The 22,920-nt window shown below is 72.9% G+C and carries 20 protein-coding genes; 19 read left to right on the top strand and 1 reads right to left on the bottom strand.

The genetic code is table 11. The features are described from left to right. Nucleotides 1–31 precede the first annotated feature (31 nt). From QQX10_RS08065 to QQX10_RS08030, 8 genes are all read left to right on the top strand, one after another. Nucleotides 32–1,156 (top strand): sugar ABC transporter substrate-binding protein, encoded by a 1,125-nt coding sequence (locus QQX10_RS08065; RefSeq protein ID WP_301118763.1) that lies wholly within the window; start codon nucleotides 32–34, stop codon nucleotides 1,154–1,156. 20 nt (nucleotides 1,157–1,176) lie between these two features. Next, complete coding sequence (locus QQX10_RS08060; protein ID WP_301118764.1) at nucleotides 1,177–2,700, top strand: sugar ABC transporter ATP-binding protein; 1,524 nt, start codon at nucleotides 1,177–1,179, stop codon at nucleotides 2,698–2,700. A gap of 20 nt (nucleotides 2,701–2,720) precedes the next feature. Further along, nucleotides 2,721–4,241, top strand: a complete 1,521-nt coding sequence (locus QQX10_RS08055; protein WP_301118765.1) for a UbiD family decarboxylase — start codon at nucleotides 2,721–2,723, stop codon at nucleotides 4,239–4,241. Continuing rightward, the gene (locus QQX10_RS08050; RefSeq protein ID WP_301118766.1) at nucleotides 4,238–4,807 is read left to right on the top strand and encodes a UbiX family flavin prenyltransferase; all 570 of its coding nucleotides are present in this window, start codon (nucleotides 4,238–4,240) and stop codon (nucleotides 4,805–4,807) included. The genes QQX10_RS08055 and QQX10_RS08050 overlap by 4 nt, the downstream gene beginning before the upstream one ends. After that, nucleotides 4,807–5,232, top strand: coding sequence for a pyridoxamine 5'-phosphate oxidase family protein (locus QQX10_RS08045; protein ID WP_301118767.1), 426 nt, complete (start codon nucleotides 4,807–4,809; stop codon nucleotides 5,230–5,232). Before QQX10_RS08050 ends, QQX10_RS08045 begins: the two co-directional genes overlap by 1 nt. A gap of 34 nt (nucleotides 5,233–5,266) precedes the next feature. Next, complete coding sequence (locus QQX10_RS08040; protein WP_301118768.1) at nucleotides 5,267–7,561, top strand: heavy metal translocating P-type ATPase; 2,295 nt, start codon at nucleotides 5,267–5,269, stop codon at nucleotides 7,559–7,561. Nucleotides 7,562–7,566: 5 nt separating this feature from the next. Further along, nucleotides 7,567–8,862, top strand: coding sequence for an ROK family transcriptional regulator (locus tag QQX10_RS08035; RefSeq protein WP_301118769.1), 1,296 nt, complete (start codon nucleotides 7,567–7,569; stop codon nucleotides 8,860–8,862). 142 nt (nucleotides 8,863–9,004) lie between these two features. Continuing rightward, nucleotides 9,005–9,652, top strand: a complete 648-nt coding sequence (locus tag QQX10_RS08030) for a GntR family transcriptional regulator (protein ID WP_301118770.1) — start codon at nucleotides 9,005–9,007, stop codon at nucleotides 9,650–9,652. Here the strand turns inward: QQX10_RS08030 and QQX10_RS08025 are convergent. Next, nucleotides 9,639–10,238 (bottom strand): hypothetical protein, encoded by a 600-nt coding sequence (locus tag QQX10_RS08025; protein WP_301118771.1) that lies wholly within the window; start codon nucleotides 10,236–10,238, stop codon nucleotides 9,639–9,641. The genes QQX10_RS08030 and QQX10_RS08025 overlap by 14 nt on opposite strands. Before the next feature lie 237 nt (nucleotides 10,239–10,475). On the opposite strand from QQX10_RS08025, the gene QQX10_RS08020 reads away from it, so the two are divergent. The 11 genes from QQX10_RS08020 to QQX10_RS07970 all read left to right on the top strand — a co-directional run bounded on the left by QQX10_RS08020 (nucleotide 10,476) and on the right by QQX10_RS07970 (nucleotide 22,836). Next, on the top strand, nucleotides 10,476–11,495 hold the full coding sequence (locus QQX10_RS08020) for an ABC transporter substrate-binding protein (RefSeq protein WP_301118772.1): 1,020 nt from the start codon (nucleotides 10,476–10,478) through the stop codon (nucleotides 11,493–11,495). Between the two features lie 74 nt (nucleotides 11,496–11,569). Beyond that, entirely contained in the window at nucleotides 11,570–12,415 is an 846-nt protein-coding gene (locus QQX10_RS08015; RefSeq protein ID WP_301118773.1) for an ABC transporter permease, read from the top strand. Next, nucleotides 12,412–13,191 (top strand): ABC transporter permease, encoded by a 780-nt coding sequence (locus QQX10_RS08010; protein WP_301118774.1) that lies wholly within the window; start codon nucleotides 12,412–12,414, stop codon nucleotides 13,189–13,191. Before QQX10_RS08015 ends, QQX10_RS08010 begins: the two co-directional genes overlap by 4 nt. Further along, nucleotides 13,192–14,067 (top strand): ABC transporter ATP-binding protein, encoded by an 876-nt coding sequence (locus QQX10_RS08005; protein ID WP_436968568.1) that lies wholly within the window; start codon nucleotides 13,192–13,194, stop codon nucleotides 14,065–14,067. 1 nt (nucleotide 14,068) lies between these two features. Beyond that, the gene (locus QQX10_RS08000) at nucleotides 14,069–14,773 is read left to right on the top strand and encodes a 4-carboxy-4-hydroxy-2-oxoadipate aldolase/oxaloacetate decarboxylase (protein ID WP_301118775.1); all 705 of its coding nucleotides are present in this window, start codon (nucleotides 14,069–14,071) and stop codon (nucleotides 14,771–14,773) included. Nucleotides 14,774–14,818: 45 nt separating this feature from the next. Beyond that, a complete protein-coding gene (locus QQX10_RS07995) occupies nucleotides 14,819–15,838 on the top strand; it encodes a VOC family protein (RefSeq protein ID WP_301118776.1) in 1,020 nt (339 codons plus the stop codon). Beyond that, on the top strand, nucleotides 15,835–16,743 hold the full coding sequence (locus QQX10_RS07990; protein ID WP_301118777.1) for an NAD(P)-dependent oxidoreductase: 909 nt from the start codon (nucleotides 15,835–15,837) through the stop codon (nucleotides 16,741–16,743). The genes QQX10_RS07995 and QQX10_RS07990 overlap by 4 nt, the downstream gene beginning before the upstream one ends. Next, on the top strand, nucleotides 16,740–17,753 hold the full coding sequence (locus QQX10_RS07985) for an amidohydrolase family protein (RefSeq protein WP_301118778.1): 1,014 nt from the start codon (nucleotides 16,740–16,742) through the stop codon (nucleotides 17,751–17,753). The genes QQX10_RS07990 and QQX10_RS07985 overlap by 4 nt, the downstream gene beginning before the upstream one ends. 225 nt (nucleotides 17,754–17,978) lie before the next feature. Continuing rightward, a complete protein-coding gene (locus QQX10_RS07980) occupies nucleotides 17,979–19,904 on the top strand; it encodes an oxidoreductase (RefSeq protein WP_301118779.1) in 1,926 nt (641 codons plus the stop codon). 106 nt (nucleotides 19,905–20,010) lie between these two features. Continuing rightward, on the top strand, nucleotides 20,011–21,297 hold the full coding sequence (locus QQX10_RS07975) for an MFS transporter (protein ID WP_301118780.1): 1,287 nt from the start codon (nucleotides 20,011–20,013) through the stop codon (nucleotides 21,295–21,297). 237 nt (nucleotides 21,298–21,534) lie between these two features. Beyond that, nucleotides 21,535–22,836 carry an MFS transporter gene (locus tag QQX10_RS07970; protein WP_301118781.1) on the top strand — a complete coding sequence of 434 codons (1,302 nt, stop codon included), beginning with the start codon at nucleotides 21,535–21,537 and terminating at the stop codon, nucleotides 22,834–22,836. Nucleotides 22,837–22,920 lie beyond the last annotated feature (84 nt).

Raw genomic sequence — 22,920 nt, 5'->3', positions numbered from 1 at the left:
CAGGTCCCCAACAACAAGGAGAGCAGTGACAATGAAGTCCGATCCGACCACCCTCCGCAGGCGCCTCGGCGTTCTCGCGGCCAGCGCCGCGATCGCCGCGGTCGCCCTCGCCGGCTGCAGCTCGTCCGGCACCGAGGCCACCACCTCCGACGAGCCCACCACCGGCACCGACACCACCACCGAGTCGACGCTCGAGCCCGGCTCGATCAAGCTGGGCATCGCGTACTGGGACACCATCACGTACGCCTTCCAGCTCATGCTCAAGGGCTCCGAGGCCGTGGCCGCCAACGACCCGGCGATCGCCCTCGAGTCCGCCGCGCCCGACTCCGGCGACCCGTCCAAGCTGCTCCCGCTCTTCCAGGCGCTGGCGCAGACCCAGACCGACGGCGTGGTGCTCCAGACGCTCGCGGCCGACCCGTTCTACCGTCCGGTGCTCGACACCACCGGTGCCGGCACCCCGGTGATCGCCATCGACGCCCCGCCGCCCGCCGACGCCGGCGTCGACCTCTTCATCACGAACGACAACATGGAGCTGGGCCGCATGCTCGCCCGCGAGCTCCTCAAGGACCTCGACGCCGACGCGTCCGGGCAGATCGTGATCGGCACCAACGGCCCCGCCGTGCCCCCGCTCATGGCCCGCGTCGACGGCATGATCGAGGTCGTGACCGAGGAGTACCCGAACGTCGAGGTGATCGGCCCGATCTCCACCTACGGCACGTCCGGCTCCCCCCAGGAGAACTACGACGCCTGGGACGGCATCTGGCGCCAGTACCCCGACGCCCTCGCCTACATGGCGCCCGGCGCCCAGGACGCCGTCTCGCTCGGCCTGATCCAGACCCGCAACAGCGTCGAGATCCTCGCCGGCGGCATGGACCTCGAGCCCGGCTCGCTCGACGAGGTCAAGACCGGCCGCGTCGCCGTGCTGGTCTCGCCCGAGCACTGGCTGAAGGGCTACATCGCGACCAAGCTGCTCGCGATGCACGCCGAGGACGGCTTCGAGATCCCCGCGGGCGTCTGGGACACCGGCGGCCTCGTGGTCAACTCCGACAACATCGACGAGGTGCTGGCGCGGCAGGCCAGCGACGACTCGATGCGCGAGGCTCTGAGCCCGGTGGGTGACGAGCAGATCGCGAACTACCAGGACTACATCGGATAACAAGGCAGGCACGCACACTCATGCACGCGTTCGAGGCGCAGGACATCCGGAAGAGCTATGGCGGAGTGCACGCGCTCCGTGGGGTGGGCCTCGCGGTCCGTCCCGGCTCGGTTCACGCCCTGCTGGGCGAGAACGGCGCCGGCAAGTCGACCCTGGTCAAGATCATGACCGGGGTGACCCGGCCCGACTCCGGAGTCCTGCGCCTCGACGGGCGTGACGTGGCGTTCGCGAACACGGCCGAGGCGGCCGCCAGCGGCGTGGCGGTGGTGTCGCAGGAGCTCAGCCTGTTCCCCCACCTGTCGCTGCTGTCCAACCTGTTCCCGATGCGCGAGCCGCGCAAGGGGCTGCTCATCGACACGCGCGAGATGCTCCGAAGGGCCGAGCCGATCCTCGAGCAGCTGGGCGTCGACGCCAAGCCGAGCGTCCTGGTCGAGGACCTGTCGCTGGCGGACCGCCAGCTGGTCGAGATCGCCAAGGCGCTCGTGACCCAGCCGCGCGTCCTGCTTCTGGACGAGCCGACCTCGGCCCTCGAGGGGGGCGCCACCGAGCGGCTGCTCGAGATCCTCCGGGTGCTGCGCAGCCGCGATGTGGGCGTCGTGTTCGTCAGCCACATCCTGCAGGAGGTGATGAGCGTCTGCGACGAGGTCACGGTGCTCCGCGACGGCGAGATGGCGCTGTCCGCGGATCCGATCGCGCACCACACCGTGCCCACGCTGGTGAAGGCCATGATCGGCGACAAGGTCGTGGCCACCGAGACCGTCGCGCGGGCGGACGTCGAGGACCTCGCCGGCTCGGCGGAGGGCGTCCTGCAGGTCACCGGCCTCTCCCTCGCCTCCGGCGTCCACGACGTCGACCTCACGGCGCGGCCGGGCGAGATCGTCGGCCTGGTCGGGCTCGCCGGGTCCGGGCCCACCGACGTGCTGCGTGCCCTCGCCGGGATCGTCCGCCCCACCGCGGGCACCGTGACGCTGCCGGGCGGACGTCCCGCGCCCAAGGGGCAGCGGGCGCACGTCGCCGCCGGGGTCGCGTACGTGTCCGGCGACCGGCGCCGCTACGGCCTCATGCTCGAGAAGCCCATCTGGGAGAACATGGTCCAGGTCCGATCGATGGGCATGGCCCGCGACGGCCTCGTGATGCGCAAGGCCTCGCTCATCGAGCGGGCCCAGGGCCACGTCGAGCGGGTCGGCATCAAGGTCGGCTCGATCGCAGACGACGTCAGCTCGCTGTCGGGCGGCAACCAGCAGAAGGTCGTGATGGCCAAGTGGCTCGACAACGCGCCGTCGGTGCTGCTGCTCGACGACCCGACCCGTGGCGTCGACGTGGGCGCGCGCGCCGAGATCCACGGGCTCCTGCGCGGCGCCTCCAACGGAGGCGCGGTGGTGCTGATGTGCTCCACGGACCTGGAGGAGGTGGTCGCCGCGTGCGACCGCGTCGTGGTCTTCTATCGCGGCCGCGCGGTCGCCGAGCTCGAGGGCGAGCGCATCACCACGCAGACGATGCTCGAGCTGATCAATACGGGTGTGCCGGAGGAGGCGACCGCCTGACCGCGGCCGCTCGAGCCGCCATGACCCGCGATGCACCCGGACCGCTCGTGCGCGACCTGCGCGACGCGCTCGCGCTGATCGCGGACGAGCCCGGCGCGTACCTCGAGAGCGACCACCCGGTCGATCCGAAGGCGGAGCTCGCCGGGGTCTACCGTCACGTGGGCGCCGGCGGCACCGTCGCCCGGCCCACGCGCCGCGGGCCGGCCATGATGTTCACCGATGTGGCCGGGTACCCGGGCGCGCGGGTGCTGGTGGGCCTGCTCGCGGACCGCCGGAGGGCCGCGCGGCTGCTGGGCGCGACCCCGGACACCGTGGCCCACCGGCTGGTCGACGCCCTGGAGGCGCCGGTGCCGCCCGTGGTCGTGGACGATGCGCCGGCCCAGGAGGTGGTCCACCTCGCCTCCGACCCGGGTTTCGACATCCGCGCCCTGCTGCCGGCGCCCACGAACACCCCCACCGATGCCGCCCCGTACTTCTGCATGGGGCTCCTGCTCGCGTCCGACCCCGAGACCCGGCGCTCCGACGTCACGATCCACCGGATCGCGGTGCAGGGGCGGGACGAGCTGTCGATCTTCTTCTCGCCGGGCCGCCACATCGACGTGTTCCGCGCGAAGGCCGAGGCCGCCGGGCGGCCGCTGCCCGTGACGATCAACATGGGCCTGGACCCGGCGGTGGTGGTCGGCGCGTGCTTCGAGGCCCCCGCCACGCCGCTCGGCTTCGACGAGCTGCAGGTGGCGGGCGGCTTGCGAGGCGAGCCCGTCGAGCTGGTGCGCGCCACGACGGTCGACGAGCACGCGATCGCCCGCGCCGAGATCGTCATCGAGGGCGAGCTCCTCCCCGGCGTGCGCGTCGCGGAGGACCAGCACACGGGCACCGGCCACGCGATGCCCGAGTTCCCCGGGTACGCCGGTCCGGCCCACCCGGCGGTGCCGGTGATGCGCGTCACGGCGGTCACCACGCGCGAGCGCCCGATCCTGCAGACGCTCGTCGGCCCGGGTGAGGAGCACACCTCCTTGGCGGGCATCCCCACCGAGGCGTCCGTGCTGCAGGCGGTCGAGCGATCGATGCCCGGGTTCGTGACCCAGGTCCACGCGCACACGGCGGGCGGGGGCAAGCTCCTGCTGGTGATGCAGGTGCGCAAGCGCGGCCCGCGGGACGACGGGATGGCGCGGCATGCCGCGCTGGTCGCCTTCGCGACCTTCCGCGAGCTGAAGAACGTGATCGTCGTGGACGACGACGTGGACGTGTTCGACACCGACGACGTGCTGTGGGCCATGACCACCCGGATGCAGGGCTCCACGGACATCGTGGTGATCCCGGGCGTCGCGGGCCACGTGCTCGACCCCTCGCAGCAGCCGGCCTACGACGCCGGCATCCCCGCCCCGGGCGTGACGTCGAAGACCCTCTACGACGCGACGGCGCCGTGGGCGCTGCGCGATGAGTTCGCCCGCGCGAGCTTCGCGGACGTGGACCCCCGCCCCTGGGCGCCGGGACTCGCGTTCCCGTACCTGGACGATGCGGTCGCCGGGGCGGCGCCATGACGGGTGACCGGATCATCGTGGGGATCACCGGCGCCTCCGGCACCGCGTACGGCGTGCGGGCGCTCGAGCTCCTGCGCGACGCGGGCATCGAGACGCACCTGGTGATGTCGAAGGCGGCGCACGTGACCCGCACCTACGAGAGCGGCCTCAGCCGGGCGGAGATCGAGGCGCTCGCGGACCACGTGCACCGTCCCGGCGACATCGACGCCGCGATCTCCTCCGGATCCTTCGCGACGCGCGGCATGCTGATCGCGCCCTGCTCGATGCGGACGCTCGCCGAGATCGCCTCGGGCGCCTCGACGTCCCTGGTGAGCCGCGCCGCGGACGTGGTGCTCAAGGAGCGTCGGCGGTTGGTGCTGATGGCGAGGGAGGCCCCGCTCCACCTCATCCACCTGCGGAACATGGCCACCGTCACCGAGGCCGGGGCCATCGTGTTCCCCCCGGTGCCGGCGATGTACGCGCACCCGGCCTCGATCGACGACGTGATCACTCACTCCGTCGCCCGCGCGCTCGACCTCTTCGACGTCCATGTCGCGGGGATCCCGCGCTGGGAGGGGCCGGGCTGATGGACGACCGCCCCCGTCGCGCCGCGGTGCGCGCGTTGCTCGTCGAGGCCGCCGTGTGGACCATGGCCACGCGCGCCGAAGGGGGAGCGTTGCGCTCGCGGCCGGTGACCCTCTTCGCCGACGCGCCGGAGGGCGGGGCGGATGCGCTGGTCCTGACCGCCGCATCGTCCCGCAAGGCCGTCGACCTCGAGCGGTGGCCGGAGGTCGCGCTCGCCGGGCCGGTCCCCGGCGGGTGGCTCGCCGCCGGCGGGACGGCGCGGGTGATCCGCGACCCCGAGCAGGTGGCGCGGCACGTCTCGCGGCTCGCGCCCGGCGTCCCGGCCGAGGGCGTGTGCGTCCTGGCCGTGACCCTCGACGAGGCGCGTCGCTGGACGGTGCTGTCCTCGGACCCGTTCGACAATCAGGTCGAGCCGCTGCTGCCCTGAGCCGGGACCACGGCTCGCGGCGTAGCGTGGAAGCATGATCGCGGCGCTGCGGCGGCACCTCGAGACGATCGTGCTGATCGCCTCGGGGCTCGTCCTGGCCGCGGGCGGCGTCCTCGCCTGGGCGGGGGACGATGCGGCGGCCCGGTGGATGTGGATCGCCGGCACCCTGCTCGGGCTGGCGTTCGCTCTCTCCGCGACCGTCGAGGCCGCCCGGCATCGCCGGCCGACGGTCGACATCATCGCGGTGCTGGCGCTCGCCGGGGCGTTGTGGGTCGACGAGCCCCTCGCCGGCGCGATCATCACGCTCATGCTCGCGACCGGCCAGGTCCTGGAGGCCCGCGCCGACGCCCGCGCGCGGCGCGAGCTCAGCCTCCTGGCCGCGCGTGCGCCACGGACCGCCCGCCGGGTCGTGGGAGACGGCCTCGTGGAGGTCGCCGTCGAGGAGATCGGGGTGGGGGAGCGTCTGCTGGTGCGCCCGGGGGAGGTCGTGCCGGTCGACGGCCGCCTGGCGGCGGACGCGACGCTCGACGAGTCGGCGCTCACCGGGGAGCCGGAGCCCGTCGAGCGGCCCGCGGGTGGTGACGTGCGCTCGGGCGTGGTGAACGCGGGCGGTCCGCTCGAGCTGGTCACCACCACGACGGCGCAGACCTCGACCTACGCGGCGCTGGTGCGGCTGGTCGAGGCGGCGCAGGCGGCGAGCGCGCCGTTCGTGCGCGCCGCCGACCGGTGGGCGATCGCGTTCGTGCCGCTCACGCTCGCGCTCGCGGGCGGCGCCTGGTGGGTGTCCGGCGATCCGGTCCGCGCCGTCGCGGTGCTGGTGGTGGCCACCCCGTGCCCGCTGCTGCTCGCGGCGCCGATCGCGATCGTGTCGGGCCTGTCCCGGTCCGCGCGGCTCGGCGTGGTGGTCAAGGGCGGAGGTGCGCTCGAGCGCCTCGCCCGCGCCCGCGTCGCCGTGTTCGACAAGACCGGCACGCTGACGCGAGGCCGGCCGCAGCTGGCCGACGTGGTGCCGGCGGACGGCGGGGACCCCGACGTCGCCCTGCGCCTCGCGGCCTCGCTGGACCAGGTCTCCGCCCACGTGCTCGCCGGACCGATCGTCGAGGCCGCCCTCGCGCGCGGCCTCGCCCTGACCATGCCGGACCAGGCGGAGGAGGTCCATGGCCACGGGGTGCGCGGCACCGTCGGGGGCCGCCGCGTCCGCGTCGGGCGGCCGAGCTGGATCGCCGGTCCGGATCCCGCGCCGTGGGCCCGCCAGGTCCGTCGCCGCGCCGACCTCGACGGCTCGATGAGCGTGATGGTCGAGATCGACGGCGAGCCGGCCGCGGCCCTGCTGCTGCGCGACCCCATCCGTCCCGACGCCCCACGCATGGTGCGCGCGCTGCGGGCCGCGGGGATGGACCGCATCGTCCTCGCCACCGGGGACCGTGCCGACGTCGCGCACATGGTCGGACGGATCGTCGGCGTCGACGCCGTGCTCGCCGAGTGCGAGCCCGTGGACAAGCTGACCGCGCTCCGGCGCGAGGGGGAGCGCGGCCCGACGCTGATGGTGGGCGACGGGATCAACGACGCCCCCGCGCTCGCGGCCGCCGACGTGGGCGTCGCGCTCGCCGCGCGCGGCGCCACCGCATCGTCCGAGGCCGCCGACGTGGTGCTCACGGTCGACCGGATCGACGCGCTCGCCGACGCGATCCTGGTCGCCCGCCGGTCCCGCCGCATCGCGCTCCAGGCGGTGGCCGTGGGGATGGGGCTGTCGCTGGTCGCGATGGGCGCGGCCGCCGCGGGACTGCTCCCGCCGACGCTCGGAGCGGCGCTGCAGGAGGTGATCGACCTCCTGGCGATCCTCATCGCGCTGCGGGCCGTGCTGCCGGGCAGGCTGCACACGGTCGCGATCCCCGAGGAGGACCTCCGCACCCTGGCGGCGCTGCGGGTCGAGCACGACGGCCTCGCGCCCCTGGTCGAGCGCGTCGCGGCGGTCGCGGACGGGCTCAGCACCCAGGCGCCCGACCTGGCGCCGGTCCTCGCCCTGCGCGACGCTCTCGAGACCGACCTGCTGCCGCACGAGCGCGCCGACGAGGAGCTGCTGGTGCCGTTGGTCGCGCGGGCGCTGGGCTCGCACGAGGCGGTGGCGGCGCTGAGCCGCACCCACGCCGAGATCGAGCGGCAGGTCGCGCGGCTCCGGCGGCTGGTGGACGGGCTCGACCCTGTGCCCGCGCCCGAGGACGTCGTGGAGCTGCGCCGGCTGCTCTACGGGCTCTACGCCGTGCTCAAGCTGCACAACGCGCAGGAGGACGAGGGTGCGTTCAGCCTCGCGCCGGCGCGCGTACCCTAGGCGGCATGGGCGACGCGGCTGGGGCCAGGGGTGACGTGCGGCTCGCGCACGCCCTGCCCTCCCCGCCCGACCGCGCCGCGGACGCCTCGACGCTGAGGGCCCACAACCTCGGGATCGTGATGCGGCTCCTGCGCGAGCATGGCACCGTCTCCCGCAAGGACATCGAGCAGGCCTCCGGCATGGTGCCGGCCTCGGTGCTCAACCTGCTCGGCGACCTCGAGTCGCGCGGGCTGGTCCGCGAGGTGCGGCACGGCGCGGCGGGAGAGGTCCGCGGGCGCGGCCGCCCGCGCGTGATGGTCGAGGCGGTCGGCGACCGGTGCCTCGCGCTCGCGGTCCGGGTGACGCGCGAGCGCATCACGAGCGAGCTGCACTCCAGCACCGGGGTGCTGCTCGACTCCGCCTCGCGCGCCGTCGCCTTCAAGTGGGGCAACCCCGACGCGGCGGTCGCCGCCGTCGCCGACCTGGTGGCGCGCGCCCTTGCCACGGCGGCCGACCGCGGCGGGCTGCTGATGGCCGTCGTGGTCGCCATGCCCGGCCCCGTCGGCAAGGACAACACGCTCGCGGACTCTGTCGAGTTCGGCTGGGGGCACGTCGGCCTCGAGGCGCGCCTGCGGGAGGCCGGGACCCCCGACTCCGTCAGGGTCGAGGTGGTCAACGAGGGCGATGTCGCGGGACTCGCCGAGTACTGGGAGCTCCCGTCGCCCCGACCGTCGGTGATGCTGTTCCTCAACGGCGACCGGATGATCGGCGGCGGCGTGGTGCAGGACGGGCGGGTGCTGGTCGGGGCGCACGGATTCGGCGGTGCGCTGGGCCACGTGACGGTGGACTGGCGGGGACGGTCGTGCGAGTGCGGGTCGATCGGCTGCCTCAACGCGTACATCGGCGCCGAGGCCCTGCTGACCTCCGCGCGGCTGATCGACCACGTGCAGATGCGCGGGACCGTCGCCGCGATGCTCGAGCTCCAGGAGCGGCTCGACCGCGGCGAGCGCCGGGCGGTCGACGTCGCGATCCGGGCCGGAGACATCCTGGGCGCCGCGATGCGGTCGGTCTACGACGTGGTGAACCCCGCCGCGCTCGTGCTCGGCGGCCACCTCGCGTGGATGCGCCGCTGGCTCGAGCCGGGCGTCCAGATGCAGCTCGCGACCCGCACCGAGCGCCTCGCTCCCGTGCGGATCACCACCGCGCGACTCGGCTCGCGCGCGGGCCTGGTCGGCGCCGCGCGGTACGGCCTCGAGGTGCTGTTCGACGACCCGACGGTGGTGCCCGTCCTCGAGGACGCTCCGGCGCGGCTGCTGGGCTGAGCAGGCGCCCGCGGATCCCTTCCCCGAGCACGATCGCGGCGCGGCGGATTGCCGATCCGTGACGCAGCAACTAGATTGTCGACAATATTGTCGTGCATGGAGCCGGTGCGACAGCGAGGTCGAACCGGGAGGGAGGCTCGTCATGGTCGCCGACGCCCGCGTCTACGAGGAGCTGAAGGCCAACATCCTGCGGGGTGACTACTCGCCGCGCCAGCGGCTGGTCGAGGCCGAGCTGTGCGAGGAGTTCGAGGCGAGCCGGTTCGCCGTGCGAGCGGCGCTCCAGTCGCTCGAGGCGGACGGCCTGGTCGAGCGCCAGCGCAACCGCGGGGCCCGGATCCGCGAGATCTCCCTCGAGGAGGCCGTCGAGATCACCGAGGTGCGCATGGTGGTCGAGGGCCTGGTCGCGCGCCGTGCCGCCGAGCGCGTCACCGACGCACAGGCCGCCACGCTGCGCGAGATCGGCGCCGCGATGCGCGTGGCGGTCGCGTCGGGGGACGTCGGCGCGTACGGCGACCTCAACGTCCGGCTGCACCAGACGGTTCGGGAGATCGCGTCGCACGCCAAGGCGACCGGCATCATCGCGCGGCTGCACGGTCAGATGATCCGCCACCAGTTCGCGATGTCGCGGCTCCCGGGCCGGTCGAGCGTCTCGGTGGTCCAGCACGAGGCGATCATCGACGCGATCGCCGCGCGCGACCCCGACGCCGCCGAGTCCGCGATGCGCGCGCACATCGCCTCGGTGATCGAGGCGCTCCGCACCATCGCCGAGGCGGACGTCAGACGCGGGTGAGCTCCGCGATGCGCATGGTCACGTTGTCCCACGTGCACGTCTGCATCCACAGCCGACCCTCGAGCACGGTCGCGGGTGCCCCCTTCGGCACCGTCTTGAGCCGCGTGACCACGTAGTCGCCGGCGCCGTAGCCGGTCAGGTGCACGGTGTCGCCCACCTGCAGCCCGAGCACGACCGCGCCGCCGCAGTGGTTGTGGGCGGAGACCACGCGTCCGTACCCGCCGAAGTCCTCCCAGACCCAGCCGGTGCAGCGGTCCAGGGCGGCCTGGTGGCCGGCCTGGTGGACGCCGAACGAGTAGTCCGAGCCGGACGATGCGCCGGTCCCGCCCGTCGAGGCGGCTCCCGCGGCGGGTGCGGACGCCGCGACGGGGGCGGGGGTGACGTCGATGTCGACGGCGGCGACCTCGAACTCCGCCTCGGCGGACGCCTCGATCGCGGGGATGAGCACCGAGCGCAACGACGCGGCCGCCACGGCGCGCGCGGGGGAGCCGCCGACCGGCGCGGCGGCCTGGGCGGCGGGGCCGAGGATGAGCGCGGCGGCTGCAGCTGCGACGAGCAGTGCGGAGGTCTGGGCGCGACGAGGCATGGGGTCTCCCGAGGGGGGTGAGGGAATCGTGCCCGCGCGGCGTCAGGCGGGCGTTCTCCTCGAATGTCGCATCGGCCACGAATCGGACGCTGTGACGCAGGTCGCATTGTGACGAGGCTCACATGGGCGATCGCGATCAGTTCGTTACCAAAATCGGCTACAACATTGTCGACAATCCTGATACGGTGGTCCTGCCACGCTCTCAATGACGAGTGCGCGGGTCTCAAGGAGGAGCCCATGAAGTTCACGTCCCCGTCGACCCGGATGCGGGTCGCCCTCGGCGCGCTGACCGCGGTCAGCGCGCTCACCCTCGCCGCCTGCAGCTCGGGCGGATCCGAGCCGGCCGAGACCTCGGCGGCACCCGAGCCGAGCGACACCATGACGGAGGACGTCATGGAGACGGTCGACATCACCGTCGGCGTCATCCCGATCCTGGACGTCGCGCCCATCTACCTCGGAGTCGACCAGGGCTTCTTCGAGGAGGAGGGCCTCAACCTGACCATGGAGCTCGCCCAGGGTGGCGCCGCGATCGTCCCCGGCGTCGTGAGCGGCCAGTTCCAGTTCGGCTTCAGCAACACCACGTCGCTGATCCTCGCCGTCTCCAACGACCTCGGCATCGAGGCGGTCGCCCCCGGCACGTCGACCACGGGCGATCTCGAGACCGACATGGGCGGCGTGCTCACCACGGCCGACTCGGGCATCACCGGCCCCGCGGACCTCGAGGGCAAGAAGGTGGCGGTCAACACCCTCAACAACGTCAACACGTCCACCATCAACAAGATGGTCCGCGATGCCGGCGGCGACCCGTCGACCATCACCTACGTCGAGCTCGCCTTCCCGGACATCGTCCCTGCCGTCGTCTCGGGCGACGTCGACGCGGGCCAGGTCGTCGAGCCGTTCCTCACCGTCGGCAAGGGCCAGGACCTGGTCAACGTCGGCTCGAACTACGCGGCGATGAGCCCGACGTTCATGGTCGCGCAGTACTTCACCGCGAGCCAGTACGCGGCCGACAACCCGGACATCGTCGAGCGCTTCGAGTCGGCCATCACCAAGTCCTTCGAGTACGCCTCGGACAACCCCGACGCGGTCCGCGCGATCCTGCTGACCTACACCTCGATGGACGAGGCGACCACCCAGGCCGTCACGCTCCCCGCGTGGCCGACGGAGATCGACACCGCCACGGTGGACCTGCTCGCCGAGCTGGCCGTCACCGACGGCTTCCTCACCGAGGTCCCGGACCTCTCGGTCCTCAAGTAGCCGTCCGGGGCCGCGGCGACCACCACCCCGCCGCGGCCCCGGGCCCCACCCCCTCATCGCATCGGAGAGCAGCCGTGAGCTCGAGCCCAGCCACGCTGGCGCCGCCCGCCTCGGGCGGGACCCGGCCCCGCACGCGATCCAGGAGAGCCCGCCGCAGCCGCGACGTCTGGCTCGGCATCCTGGGCGTGCTCATCGTCCTGGTCGGAGCGGAGATCCTGTCCCGCACCGGCATCGTCAATCCCGCCTTCCTCCCGCCCGTCACCGAGATGTACGCCTCGCTGTTCCAGATGCTCGGCGAGGGATGGTTCTGGGAGAACCTCTGGCTGACCGTCCGCGGCTGGGCCATCGGCCTCGCGGCCGCCATGGCGCTCGGCATCGTCGTCGGCTTCATCATCGGCTCGGTGCCGTTCCTGCGGGCCTTCACCAACTCGACCATCGAGTTCCTGCGCCCGATCCCCTCCGTCGCGCTCATCCCGCTGGTGGTGCTGCTGTTCGGCACCAAGCCGGCCTCGGCCTTCCTGCTGGTGCTCTACGCGGCGTTCTGGCCCGTGCTCGTGCAGGTCCTGTACGGCGTCGCGGACGTCGACCCGGTGGCTCGCGACACGGCGCGGTCCTACCAGTTCGGGCCCCTGCGGATCGCGCGTTCCGTGATCTACCCGACGGCCCTGCCGTACATCATGACCGCGTTCCGCCTCGCCGCCGCGGTCGCACTGATCCTGGAGATCACCGCCGAGCTCGTCATCGGCGTGCCGGGGCTGGGCAAGCAGATCGGCATCGCCCAGAGCTCGGCGAACGTGCCGGAGACCTACGCGCTCGTGATCGTGGTCGGCCTCATCGGCGTCGCGGTCAACCTGATGGCGCGGTTCGTGGAGCGCAAGGCGCTCTGGTGGCACTCGTCCGTGAGGGGGGAGCACTCATGACCACTCTTCTCAAGAGGGCCTTCATGCTGCTGGGCCTGCCGATCATCCTGGTCGCCGCGTGGTGGTTCGCCTCCGCGGGCTCGACCAGCCCGTTCTGGCCGCCGCTCAGCACCATCCTCGAGGCGTTCCCCACCACCTGGACCATGGACAGGATCGTCGGAGACGTCTTCCCGTCGCTCGCCCGGCTCGGCATCGGCTTCGCGCTCGCCGTGCTCGTCGGCATCGTGGCTGGCACGGCGATCGGTCTGTCGCCCACCCTGCGGGCGCTCGCGGAGCCCGTGCTCGAGTTCTTCCGCGCCGTCCCGCCCCCGGTGCTGGTGCCGATCATCGCGCTGTTCGCGGGCTACACCGGCTGGCTCGGCAAGATCGTCACCATCGCGCTGGGCTGCCTGTGGCCCATCCTGCTCAACACCGTCGAGGGCGTCCGCGGCCTCGAGCCTGTGCTCGGCGACACCGCGAAGAGCTATCAGCTGAGCCGCTGGCGACGCCTGCTGTTCGTGGTCCTTCCCGGGGCGAGCCCTCGCATCTTCACCGGCGCCCGCCAGGCGCTGTCCATCGGCGTGATCCTCATGGTCATCTCGGAGCTGTTCGGGGCCAACCGCGGCCTCGGCGCCGCGATCGTCCAGTTCCAGAGGAGCTTCGCCATCCCGCAGATGTGGACGGGCATCATCCTGCTCGGCCTCATCGGCGTGCTGCTGGCGGCCATCTTCAAGGTGGTCGAGAACCGGATGCTCGCGTGGTACGTCGGGCAGCGTCAGATCGAACGAGGAGTCTAGATGTCCATCACCACCATGCTCTCGGGCCGCGCGGCGCAGACGCCGGCCGCCCCGGCGACCGACATCGCGCTCGACCTGCGCGGCGTCCAGAAGACCTACGACACCCCCGGCCGTCCCGAGGTGGAGGCGATCCGCCACCTCGACTTCCAGATCCGTCGCGGAGAGCTGGTCTGCGTCGTGGGGCCCTCGGGCGCCGGCAAGACCACCCTGCTCCGCTCGATCGCGGGCCTGCTCGACGTCACCGCCGGCGAGGTGGTCCTCGACGGCAAGGCCGTCACCGGGCCGCCCGAGGGCATGGCGGTCGTGTTCCAGGAGTACGGCCGCTCGCTGTTCCCCTGGATGACCGTCCGCCAGAACATCGAGCTCCCGCTCAAGGAGAAGGGCATCCCCAAGGCGGAGCGGCAGGAGAAGATCGACCGCGCCCTCAAGGAGGTCAGCCTCACCGAGGCGGCCGAGCAGCACCCGTGGCAGCTCTCGGGAGGCATGCAGCAGCGCGTCGCGATCGCCCGCGCGATCGCCTTCGAGCCGTCGGTCCTGCTCATGGACGAGCCGTTCGCCGCCGTCGACGCGCAGACCCGCGCCGAGCTCGAAGACCTGGTCCGCTCGCTGTGGAAGCACCTGGGCGTGACCGTGCTGTTCGTCACCCACGACATCGACGAGGCCGTCTACCTGGGCGAGCGCGTGATCGTGCTGTCGAACCGGCCCACCGTCCTCATGGAGGACGTCAAGGTCGACCTTCCCGCCGAGCGCGACCAGCTCACCACCCGCTCGGACCGCCGCTTCGGCGAGCTCCGTGGCCACGTCTACGAGCTGATCCAGCGCGCCAAGCGCGGCGACCGTCCGGACGCCCCCCAGCCCGAGGGGGCGGGGTTCTGACATGGAGACCGTGATCCTCACCGACCCGCCACGTCCGGCGCGCGCGACCGTCGAGGCCTTCTCGACCATCGGCGTCGCCACGGTCGGCGAGGCGATGGGCCGCACGGGCTCCTGCGGCTCCGACCTCCGTCCGATCCAGCAGGGGGTCCGCGTCGCGGGCACCGCGGTCACCGTGATGAGCTGGCCGGGCGACAACCTCATGATCCACGCCGCGATCGAGCAGTGCGGACCGGGCGACATCCTGGTGGTCACCACCCGGTCCCCGTCCGAGCACGGCATGTTCGGCGAGCTGTTCGCCACCGGGCTTCAGCAGCGCGGCGTGGTGGGCGCGATCATCGACGGCGGCGTGCGCGACACCCAGGAGCTGCGCGACATGGGCTTCCCGGTGTGGGCGCGACACGTCAACGTCATGGGCACCGTGAAGAACACGCCGGGCGCGATCAACGTGCCGATCGTGGTCGGCGGCCAGGTGATCGACGCGGGCGACATCATCGTCGCCGACGACGACGGCCTGGTCGTGGTGCCCCGGGAGGGGGCGGACGATGCCCTGGCCGCCTCCCGCGCCCGCCTCGCCAAGGAGGAGGCGACCCGGCAGTCCTTCCTCGGTGGCGAGCTCGGCCTCGACCGCTACGGCATGCGGCCGGTCCTCGAGCGGCTCGGCGTCACCTACCGGCGCCACCCCCTGGCGGCCGCCGAGGAGTCCTGAGCCCCCGCATCGTCCCGCCCGACCACCTCTGATCTAGGAGACCTCATGACCGCCCCTCAGGGCTACGTGTCCCACCTCGGATACGCCATGCTCGACACGCCCGACCTCGACGCCACCGTGTGGTTCTTCGAGCAGATCCTCGGCATGACGGAGACGCGTCGCGTCGACGGCATGTCGTTCCTGCGGGCGTACGACGACTACGAGGAGTGCTCGATCATCGCGTGCCAGGCGCCCACGTCGGGCATCCGTCGCACGGCGCTGCGCGCGGCGTCCGAGCGCGACCTCGAGGAGCGGGCGGTCGCCATCCAGGACGCGGGGCGCGAGGGGCGCTGGGAGGACGGCATCGCGGGCCGCGGCCGCACGTTCGTCACCACCGATCCGGACGGGCACGAGATCGCCCTGTACTACGACACGGTCTGGTACGAGGCGCCGGAGAACCTCGCGGCGGGGCTCAAGAACCAGGCGCAGGCCAAGCCCAACCGCGGGATCGGGGTGCGCCGCTTCGACCACATCAACTTCCTCGCAGCCCACCCCGACCAGGCCGCCGCGTGGCACGTCGACGTGCTCGGCGGACGGGCGACCGAGCAGATCCGCCTCGACGACGGCACCATCGCCGCGAAGTGGGTCACGTTCGGTCAGAAGTCGTACGACGTGGTCTACACGCACGACTGGACCGGGTCGAGCGGCCGCCTCCACCACCTCGCCTTCGCCTCCGACACGCGCGAGGACATCCTGCGGGCGGCGGACCTCTGCCTCGACATGGGTGTCCACATCGAGACCGGGCCGCACAAGCACGCGATCCAGCAGACGTTCTTCCTCTACCTGTTCGAGCCGGGCGGCAACCGCATCGAGATCTGCAACCCGCTGACGCGCCTGGTGATGGCGCCGGACTGGCCGGTGGTCACCTGGACCCAGACCGAGCGGCTCCGCGGCCAGGCCTGGGGGCTCGGCACCATCGAGACGTTCCACACCCACGGCACACCGCCCACCGAGGGCCAGGACACCCGGGTGTACCGGCCCACCGGCATGCTCGGGAAGCGGCCGAGCGGGGACGCGCGCAAGTGACCGGGGAGGCTGCGGACGCGACGGTCGCGCTGATCGGCCTCGGCGAGGTCGGACGCGTGTTCGCCGAGGACCTGCGTGCGCTCGGCGTCACGCGGATCCGGGCGTGGGACACCGCGTTCGCGGACCCGGGCTCGCGCGCGAGCGTCAACGCCGCGGAGCTCGGGCTCGCGCCCTCCTCGTCGGCGGCCGAGGCCGTGACGGGCGCGACCTTCGTGCTGAGCGCGGTGACCGCGATGAACTCGGTGCCCGCGGCATCGTCCGCCGCGACGGCGATCGACCCCGGTGCCTGGTTCTTCGACCTCAACTCGAGCTCGCCGGGGCACAAGCGGGAGTCCGCGGCGCTTGTGGACGCCGCCGGGGGGCGCTACGTCGAGGCGGCGCTGATGTCACCCATCGAGCCGCGCCGGCTGACCTCCCCGTTCCTGCTCGGCGGACCCCACGCGGCGGCGTTCCGCGCGGAGGCCGCCGACGGCCTGGGCCTGGGCGCCGCCCGGGTCGGGGCGGACACGGTGGGCGTCGCCGCGGCGACCAAGCTGTGCCGGTCCGTCGTGGTGAAGGGCCTCGAGGCGCTGCTGTCGGAGTCGCTGCTGTCCGCGCGGCACTACGGGGTCGAGAGGGAGGTGCTCGACTCGCTGTCGAACATCCTGCCCGAGGCGGACTGGGACGCGATCGCGGGGTACTTCATGTCGCGCTCGCTCCAGCACGGCGTGCGCCGGGCGGAGGAGATGGAGGAGGCGGCCGCGACGGTCGCCGAGGCCGGGGTGACGCCGTGGATGGCGTCCGCCACGGTCGAGCGTCAGCGATGGGCCGCGCAGTGGCGCGACGCGCTGGGGCAGGAGGACACGATCTCGCTGGTGGACGCCGTGCGCGCGGCCGCCGGCCTCGACCCCAAGGAGCAGGCATGATCATCGACTGCCACGGCCACTACACCACCGCCCCCGCGGCCCACAGCGACTGGCGCGCGGCGCAGCTGGCGGCCTTCGCGGCGGGCGAGCCGGCACCGGAGTACCCGGAGATCTCCGACGACGAGATCCGCGAGACCATCGAGAAGAACCAGCTCCGGCTGATCCGCGAGCGCGGCGCCGACGTGACGATCTTCTCGCCGCGCGCGTCCGTCATGGGCCACCACCAGGGCGACCTGTCGACGTCGATCGCGTGGTCCGAGGCCTGCAACAACCTGATCGCGCGCGTCGCGGACCTGTTCCCCGGGGTGTTCGCGCCCGTGTGCCAGCTGCCGCAGTCCCCGGGCGAGGGCCTCGAGGCGTCCATCGCGGAGCTCGACCGCTGCGTCGCGATGGGCTTCATCGGCTGCAACGTCAACCCCGACCCGTCGGGCGGCCACTGGACGTCGCCGCCGCTGACGGACCGCTACTGGTACCCGCTGTGGGAGCGGATGGTCGAGCACGACGTGCCGGGCATGGTCCACGTCTCCGCCTCGGCCAACCCGGCGTTCCACGCGACCGGCGCGCACTACATGAACGCCGACACGACGGCCTTCATGCAGCTGCTCCAGGGCGACCTGTTTCGCGACTTCCCGACACTGCGCCTGGTGATCCCGCACGGCGGCGGAGCGGTGCCGTACCACTGGGGACGGTACCGCGGTCTCGCGGACATGCTCGGCCAGCCGCCGGTGTCCTCGCACCTGATGAACAACGTGTTCTTCGACACCTGCGTCTACCACCAGCCGGGCATCGACCTGCTCACCGCGGTGATCCCGACGGAGAACATCCTGTTCGGCTCGGAGATGGTGGGCGCGGTGCGCGGCATCGACCCGGAGACGGGCCAGTACTTCGACGACACGAAGCGCTACGTCGACGCCGCCGCGATCAGCGACGAGCAGCGGGAGGCGATCTTCGCGGGCAACGCGATGCGGGTGTACCCGCGGCTCGCGGCGGCGGTGGGCCTGAGCGCCTGAGCGGTCCCGCCGCCCTCCACCGCGACCACCGCCCCCCACCCCCTGGACAGTCCGCACGGATCTCGCCGCGACACGCCGCAGACCCGGGACGAGCTCCGTGCGGACCGTCCGGGTGCGTGGGACGCCAGCGGCAGCCGGTGACCTTGGTCCCTCGGAACCCGCCTCTACTGAACATATGGTCAATAGCGTCGTAGTCGACGATCCTGACCGTTCTAGGAGGCCCCCGTGTCCACCCTGTACTCCCACGTCCTCGAGCCCGTCGAGCTCGCGGGCCTGAAGCTGCGCAACCGCGTCGTGATGGTGCCGATGGGCACCGAGATGGGTGACCACGACGGTCACCTCACCGACCGCGAGGTCGCCTACTACGCCGAGCGTGCCGCGGGCGCCGGCCTGGTCTGCACCGGCATCAACGCCGTCACCGACGACTACGAGGTGATCAACGAGGGCCTCGGCCGCGTCGACACGGACGCCGCGATCCCCGGCCTCACCAAGCTCGCCGAGGCCTTCCACGCCCGCGGCGGCGCCGTCTCCGTGCAGCTCACCGCGGGACTGGGCCGCAACATCAACAACATCGACCCGGACCGCCTGCCCATCTCCGCCTCGGACAACAGCCACTGGCTCGACCCGAGCGTGCGGTGCCGCCCGCTCGAGACTCACGAGATCAAGGTGATCGTCCAGCGCTTCAAGGAGGCGGCCGAGCGCTGCGCGAAGGCGGGCATCGACGCGATCGACATCCACGGCCACACCGGCTACGTGATCGACCAGTTCCTGTCGCCCGTGTGGAACCGTCGCACCGACGAGTACGGCGGCTCCGTCGAGAACCGCTGCCGCTTCGCCGCCGAGATCATCGCCGCCGTGAAGGAGGGCGCCCCCGGGCTCCCCGTGAGCTTCCGCCTCTCCGTCGACCACCACTTCGAGGGCGGGCGCACGCCGGCCGAGTCCATCGAGATCGCCCAGCAGCTCGAGGCCGCCGGGCTGGACCTGCTGATGATCGACGAGGGCTCCTACGAGGCGATGGACTACGTGTTCCCGCCCTACTACCTGGGCGACAACTGCATGATGGGCTCCGTCCAGATGTTCAAGGACGCGCTCACCATCCCGGTGCTCGGGTGCGGCAACCTGACGCCCGAGCGCGCCGAGGCCGCGATCGCGAGCGGCGAGATGGACTTCGCCGGGATCGGCCGGGCGCTCATCGCGGACCCGGAGTGGGCGCTCAAGCTCGCCGAGGGCCGCCGCGACGACATCCGCCCCTGCATCCGCTGCAACCAGCTGTGCGTCGGCAACGCGTTCGTGGGCAAGCCGCTCGGCTGCGCCGTCAACCCCGTGGTCGGGCTCGAGCTCGAGCGCCGCGAGCTGACCCCCGCCGCGACCCCGAAGCGCGTCGCGATCGTCGGCGCCGGCCCGGCCGGCCTCGAGGCCGCCCGCGTCGCCGCCCTGCGCGGCCACACCGTCGACGTGTACGAGAAGGGCACCCAGCTGGGCGGCGTGCTCTGGCCCGCCGCGACCCCGGAGTTCAAGCGCGAGCTGCGCTCGATGATCTTCTGGTGGGAGCGCCAGCTCGCCACGCTGCCCGTCACGGTCCACCTCGGCACGGAGATGAGCGCCGACTCGCCCGAGCTCGCCGCGGCCGACGCGGTGATCCTCGCGACCGGGTCGACCCCCCTCACCCCGCCGATCCCGGGCCTCGACGGCCCGTCGGTGGTCGAGGTCATCGACGCGCACCTGGGCGCCGACCTCGGCAAGCGCCTCGTGGTCTGCGGCGGCGGCCTCTCGGGCGCGGACTTCGCGCTCGAGAAGGCCCTCGAGGGCCACGACGTCACCATGATCGAGATGAAGGAGGGCATCGCGGAGGACCTCCTGATGATCAACCGCATCACCCTGCTGCGTGACCTCGCGGAGGCGGGCGTGACCCTCATCACGGGCCGCCGCGTCACCGAGGTCGACGCGACCGGCGTCAAGGTCGAGGGCCCCGACGGTCCGGTGCACATCGCCGCCGACACGGTGGTGAGCGCCTTCGGCGTGCGGCCCGCGACGGCGCTGGTCGAGGCGCTCGCTGACCGCGACTCGGTGGTGGCGGTCGGCGACTGCGTGCGTCCCGCCAAGGTGGGCGACGCGATCAACGCGGGCTTCGAGGCGGCGCTCGCCCTCTAGGAACCGGGGGAGGGACGATGCGCGCGATGGCTCCCGCGCATCGTCCCTCCCGCGCGGGGAGATACTGGGGAAGGCAACCTCCCCGCTCGAACTGAACAGGAGCCGCGTGCTCGACCAGCGAACCCCGCGCGCCGCGTGGGTGATCTACATCGCGGCCGCGTCCGCCTACTTCATGGCGGTGGTCAACCGCACCGCGCTCGGCGTCGCCGGGGTGCAGGCCTCCGAGCGCTTCGGGCTCGAGGCCACGGGGCTCGCGATGCTCTCGGTCGCGCAGATCGCCGCCTACGCGGCGCTGCAGATCCCCGGCGGGCGGCTGATGGACCGGTTCGGGGCGCGCACCGTGATGACCGCGGGTCTCGCGGTGATGGCGCTCGGGCAGACGATGCTGGCGTTCGTCCACGAGCCGGCGCTGGTGCTGCTCGCGCGCGTCCTGATCGGCGCGGGCGACGCCCCGATCTTCATCGGCGCGACGCGGGTGGTCGGGCTGTGGTTCCCGCCGCGGCGGGCGCCCATGATGATCCAGGTCACCGGCCTCATCGGTCAGACCGGCCAGCTCGCGTCGGCGATCCCCGTCGCCGCGCTCCTGCACGCCGCCGGGTGGAGCGTGGCGTTCGCGACGCTCGGCGCGGTCACCGTGGCCGTGGGCCTGGTCGCCGGGTTCGGCCTGCGGGCGCCCACCGACGAGTCGGCGGTGGTGGTCGCCGAGCGCATGTGGCCCGCGCTGCGCGCCACCACCCGGGTCGCGGGCACGCGGCTCGGATTCTGGTCGCACTTCGTCACCCCGTTCGGCGCCAACGTGCTGACACTGCTGTGGGGCGTGCCCTTCTTCGTGACCGCGCAGGAGAAGTCGCCCGCGCAGGCGAGCCTCCTGCTCACCTGCCTGACGCTGTCCGCGATCGCCTCCGGCCCGCTGATCGGGTGGTACTCGGGCCGTCACCCGTTCCGCCGGAGCTGGCTCGTGCTCGGCTCGGCGGTCCTCACGCTGGCGGCCTTCGCCGCGCTGCTGGCGTTCGACACGCCGCGGCCCATGTGGCAGCTGGTGGTGTTCGTGATCGCCGTCGGGATCGGCGGGCCCACCTCGGTGGTCGGCCTCGACCTCGCGCGCACGTTCTCCGAGCGGCACCGGCTCGGGACCGCGAGCGGCTTCGTCAACGTCGGAGGGTTCGCGGCGACCATCATCGGCGTGCTCGCGGTGGGCGCGGTGCTGCAGCTCACGTCCGAGCCCGGCGCGACGGTCTACACGCTCGACGAGTACCGTCTCGCCTTCGCGGTGCTGATCGTGCCGTGGATCGCGGGGGTGATCGGCGTGCTCGCCTCGCGGAGGCGGGCGCGCGCCGACCTGGCCGCGGCGGGCGTCGAGATCCCGTCGCGGCGGCCGCCCCGCACCCGCTGACGCGCCCGCTGGCACCCCCTCCCCCCAGATTGCTCCGCACGGTTTCACGCGCGACACGCCGTCCGGAACCGCGTGTGAACGTGTCCAGCACGGCGTGTCGGGCCCAGATCCGTGCGGAGCGTCCGGGGAGGGGGGTGAGGGACCGGCCTGGGTCCGAGGTCCGAGGAATCCCCGGCGGCGCTCCCGTACGGTGAGGCGAACCCGGGAGGGACCCTGACCGCGACGCCGACCCCGCACGTGCGCGCCCCGCGCGCCGCGTGGCTGATGCTCGTCTCGGGCATGGCGCTGTACTTCGTCGCGATCGTCAACCGCACCGCGCTCGGCGTCGCCGGGGTCGAGGCGCTCGACCGGTTCGGCATCGAGGCGGCCTGGCTGTCGATCCTCGCGATCGCCCAGGTCGCCACCTACGCGGCGCTGCAGCTGCCGGCCGGCGCCCTCCTCGACCGCTGGGGCGCACGCCGGCTGATGATCGGCGGCGCGCTGCTGATGACCGCCGGCACCGTGCTTCTCGCGTTCACCACCAGCCTCCCGCTGGCGATCCTCGCGCGCGTCCTGATCGGCGCCGGCGACGCTCCCATCTTCATCTCCGCGTGCCGCCTCATCCCGCTGTGGTTCCCGGCCCGCCGCGTGCCGGTGCTGGTGCAGGTGACCGGGCTCGTGGGCCAGGCCGGCCAGCTCGCCACCTCTATCCCCGTCGCATGGATGCTCAAGGGCCACGGCTGGAGCGCCACGTTCGCGGTCCTGGCGGCGGTCACGCTCGCCACGGCGGCCCTCGCGTCCCGCGGCATCCGGGTGCCCGCGACGACCGGCGAGCGCGCGGCGCCCCGGGCCCCCGCATCGTCCCTCCGCGCCTCGATCCGCCTCGCCTCGCGCCCTGCCGGCACCCGGCTCGGGTTCTGGACCCACTTCCTGTCGCTGTGCTCGGCGAACACCGTCGCGCTGCTGTGGGGCGTGCCGTTCTTCGTCACCACGCAGGGCCTCACGCTGCCCGAGGCGAGCGCGCTGCTGATGGTGATCACGCTGACCAAGATGGCCGCCGGCCCGCTCGCAGGGGCGTTCACCGCCCGCCATCCGCTGCGCCGGAGCTGGCTGGTGCTCGGCTCCGCCGTGGCGACCGCCGTGGCCTGGGTCGCGATCCTCGTGCCGGACACGCCCCGTCCGGTGTGGGAGCTCGGCGTGCTGATGGCCGTGATCGGCGCGGGCGGACCGGTCTCGCTGATCGCGCTCGACTACGCCCGCACGTTCGGTCCCGAGGAGGCGATGGGCACCGCCACCGGGTTCGTGAACGTGGGCGGATTCGCCTCCACCATCCTGGGGATCGTGCTGGTCGGCGTGACCCTCCAGGCCGTGTCGCCGGAGGGGGCGACGGCCTACACGCTGGGCGAGTACCGCATCGCGTTCGCGACCCTGCTGATCCCGTGGGTCATGGGCGTCGCCGGGGTCCTCCGGAACCGGCGCCTCGCACGCCTGGACATGGCCGCGGAGGGCGTCCACGTGCCCCCGATCAGGGACGTCATCCAGCGGTACCGACGCCGCTGACGCGCGCGCATCCGAGGCCCCGCGCACGGAATTGACGCGGCGGTACCCGGGGCCGCACAATCCCTTCAACAGTGCGCGTCGTCT

Source organism: Demequina lignilytica (assembly GCF_030418305.1).
Lineage (GTDB): Bacteria > Actinomycetota > Actinomycetes > Actinomycetales > Demequinaceae > Demequina > Demequina lignilytica.
The sequence above is the reverse complement of the archived record's forward strand: the minus strand, read 5'-3'. Positions and strand labels throughout refer to the sequence as shown.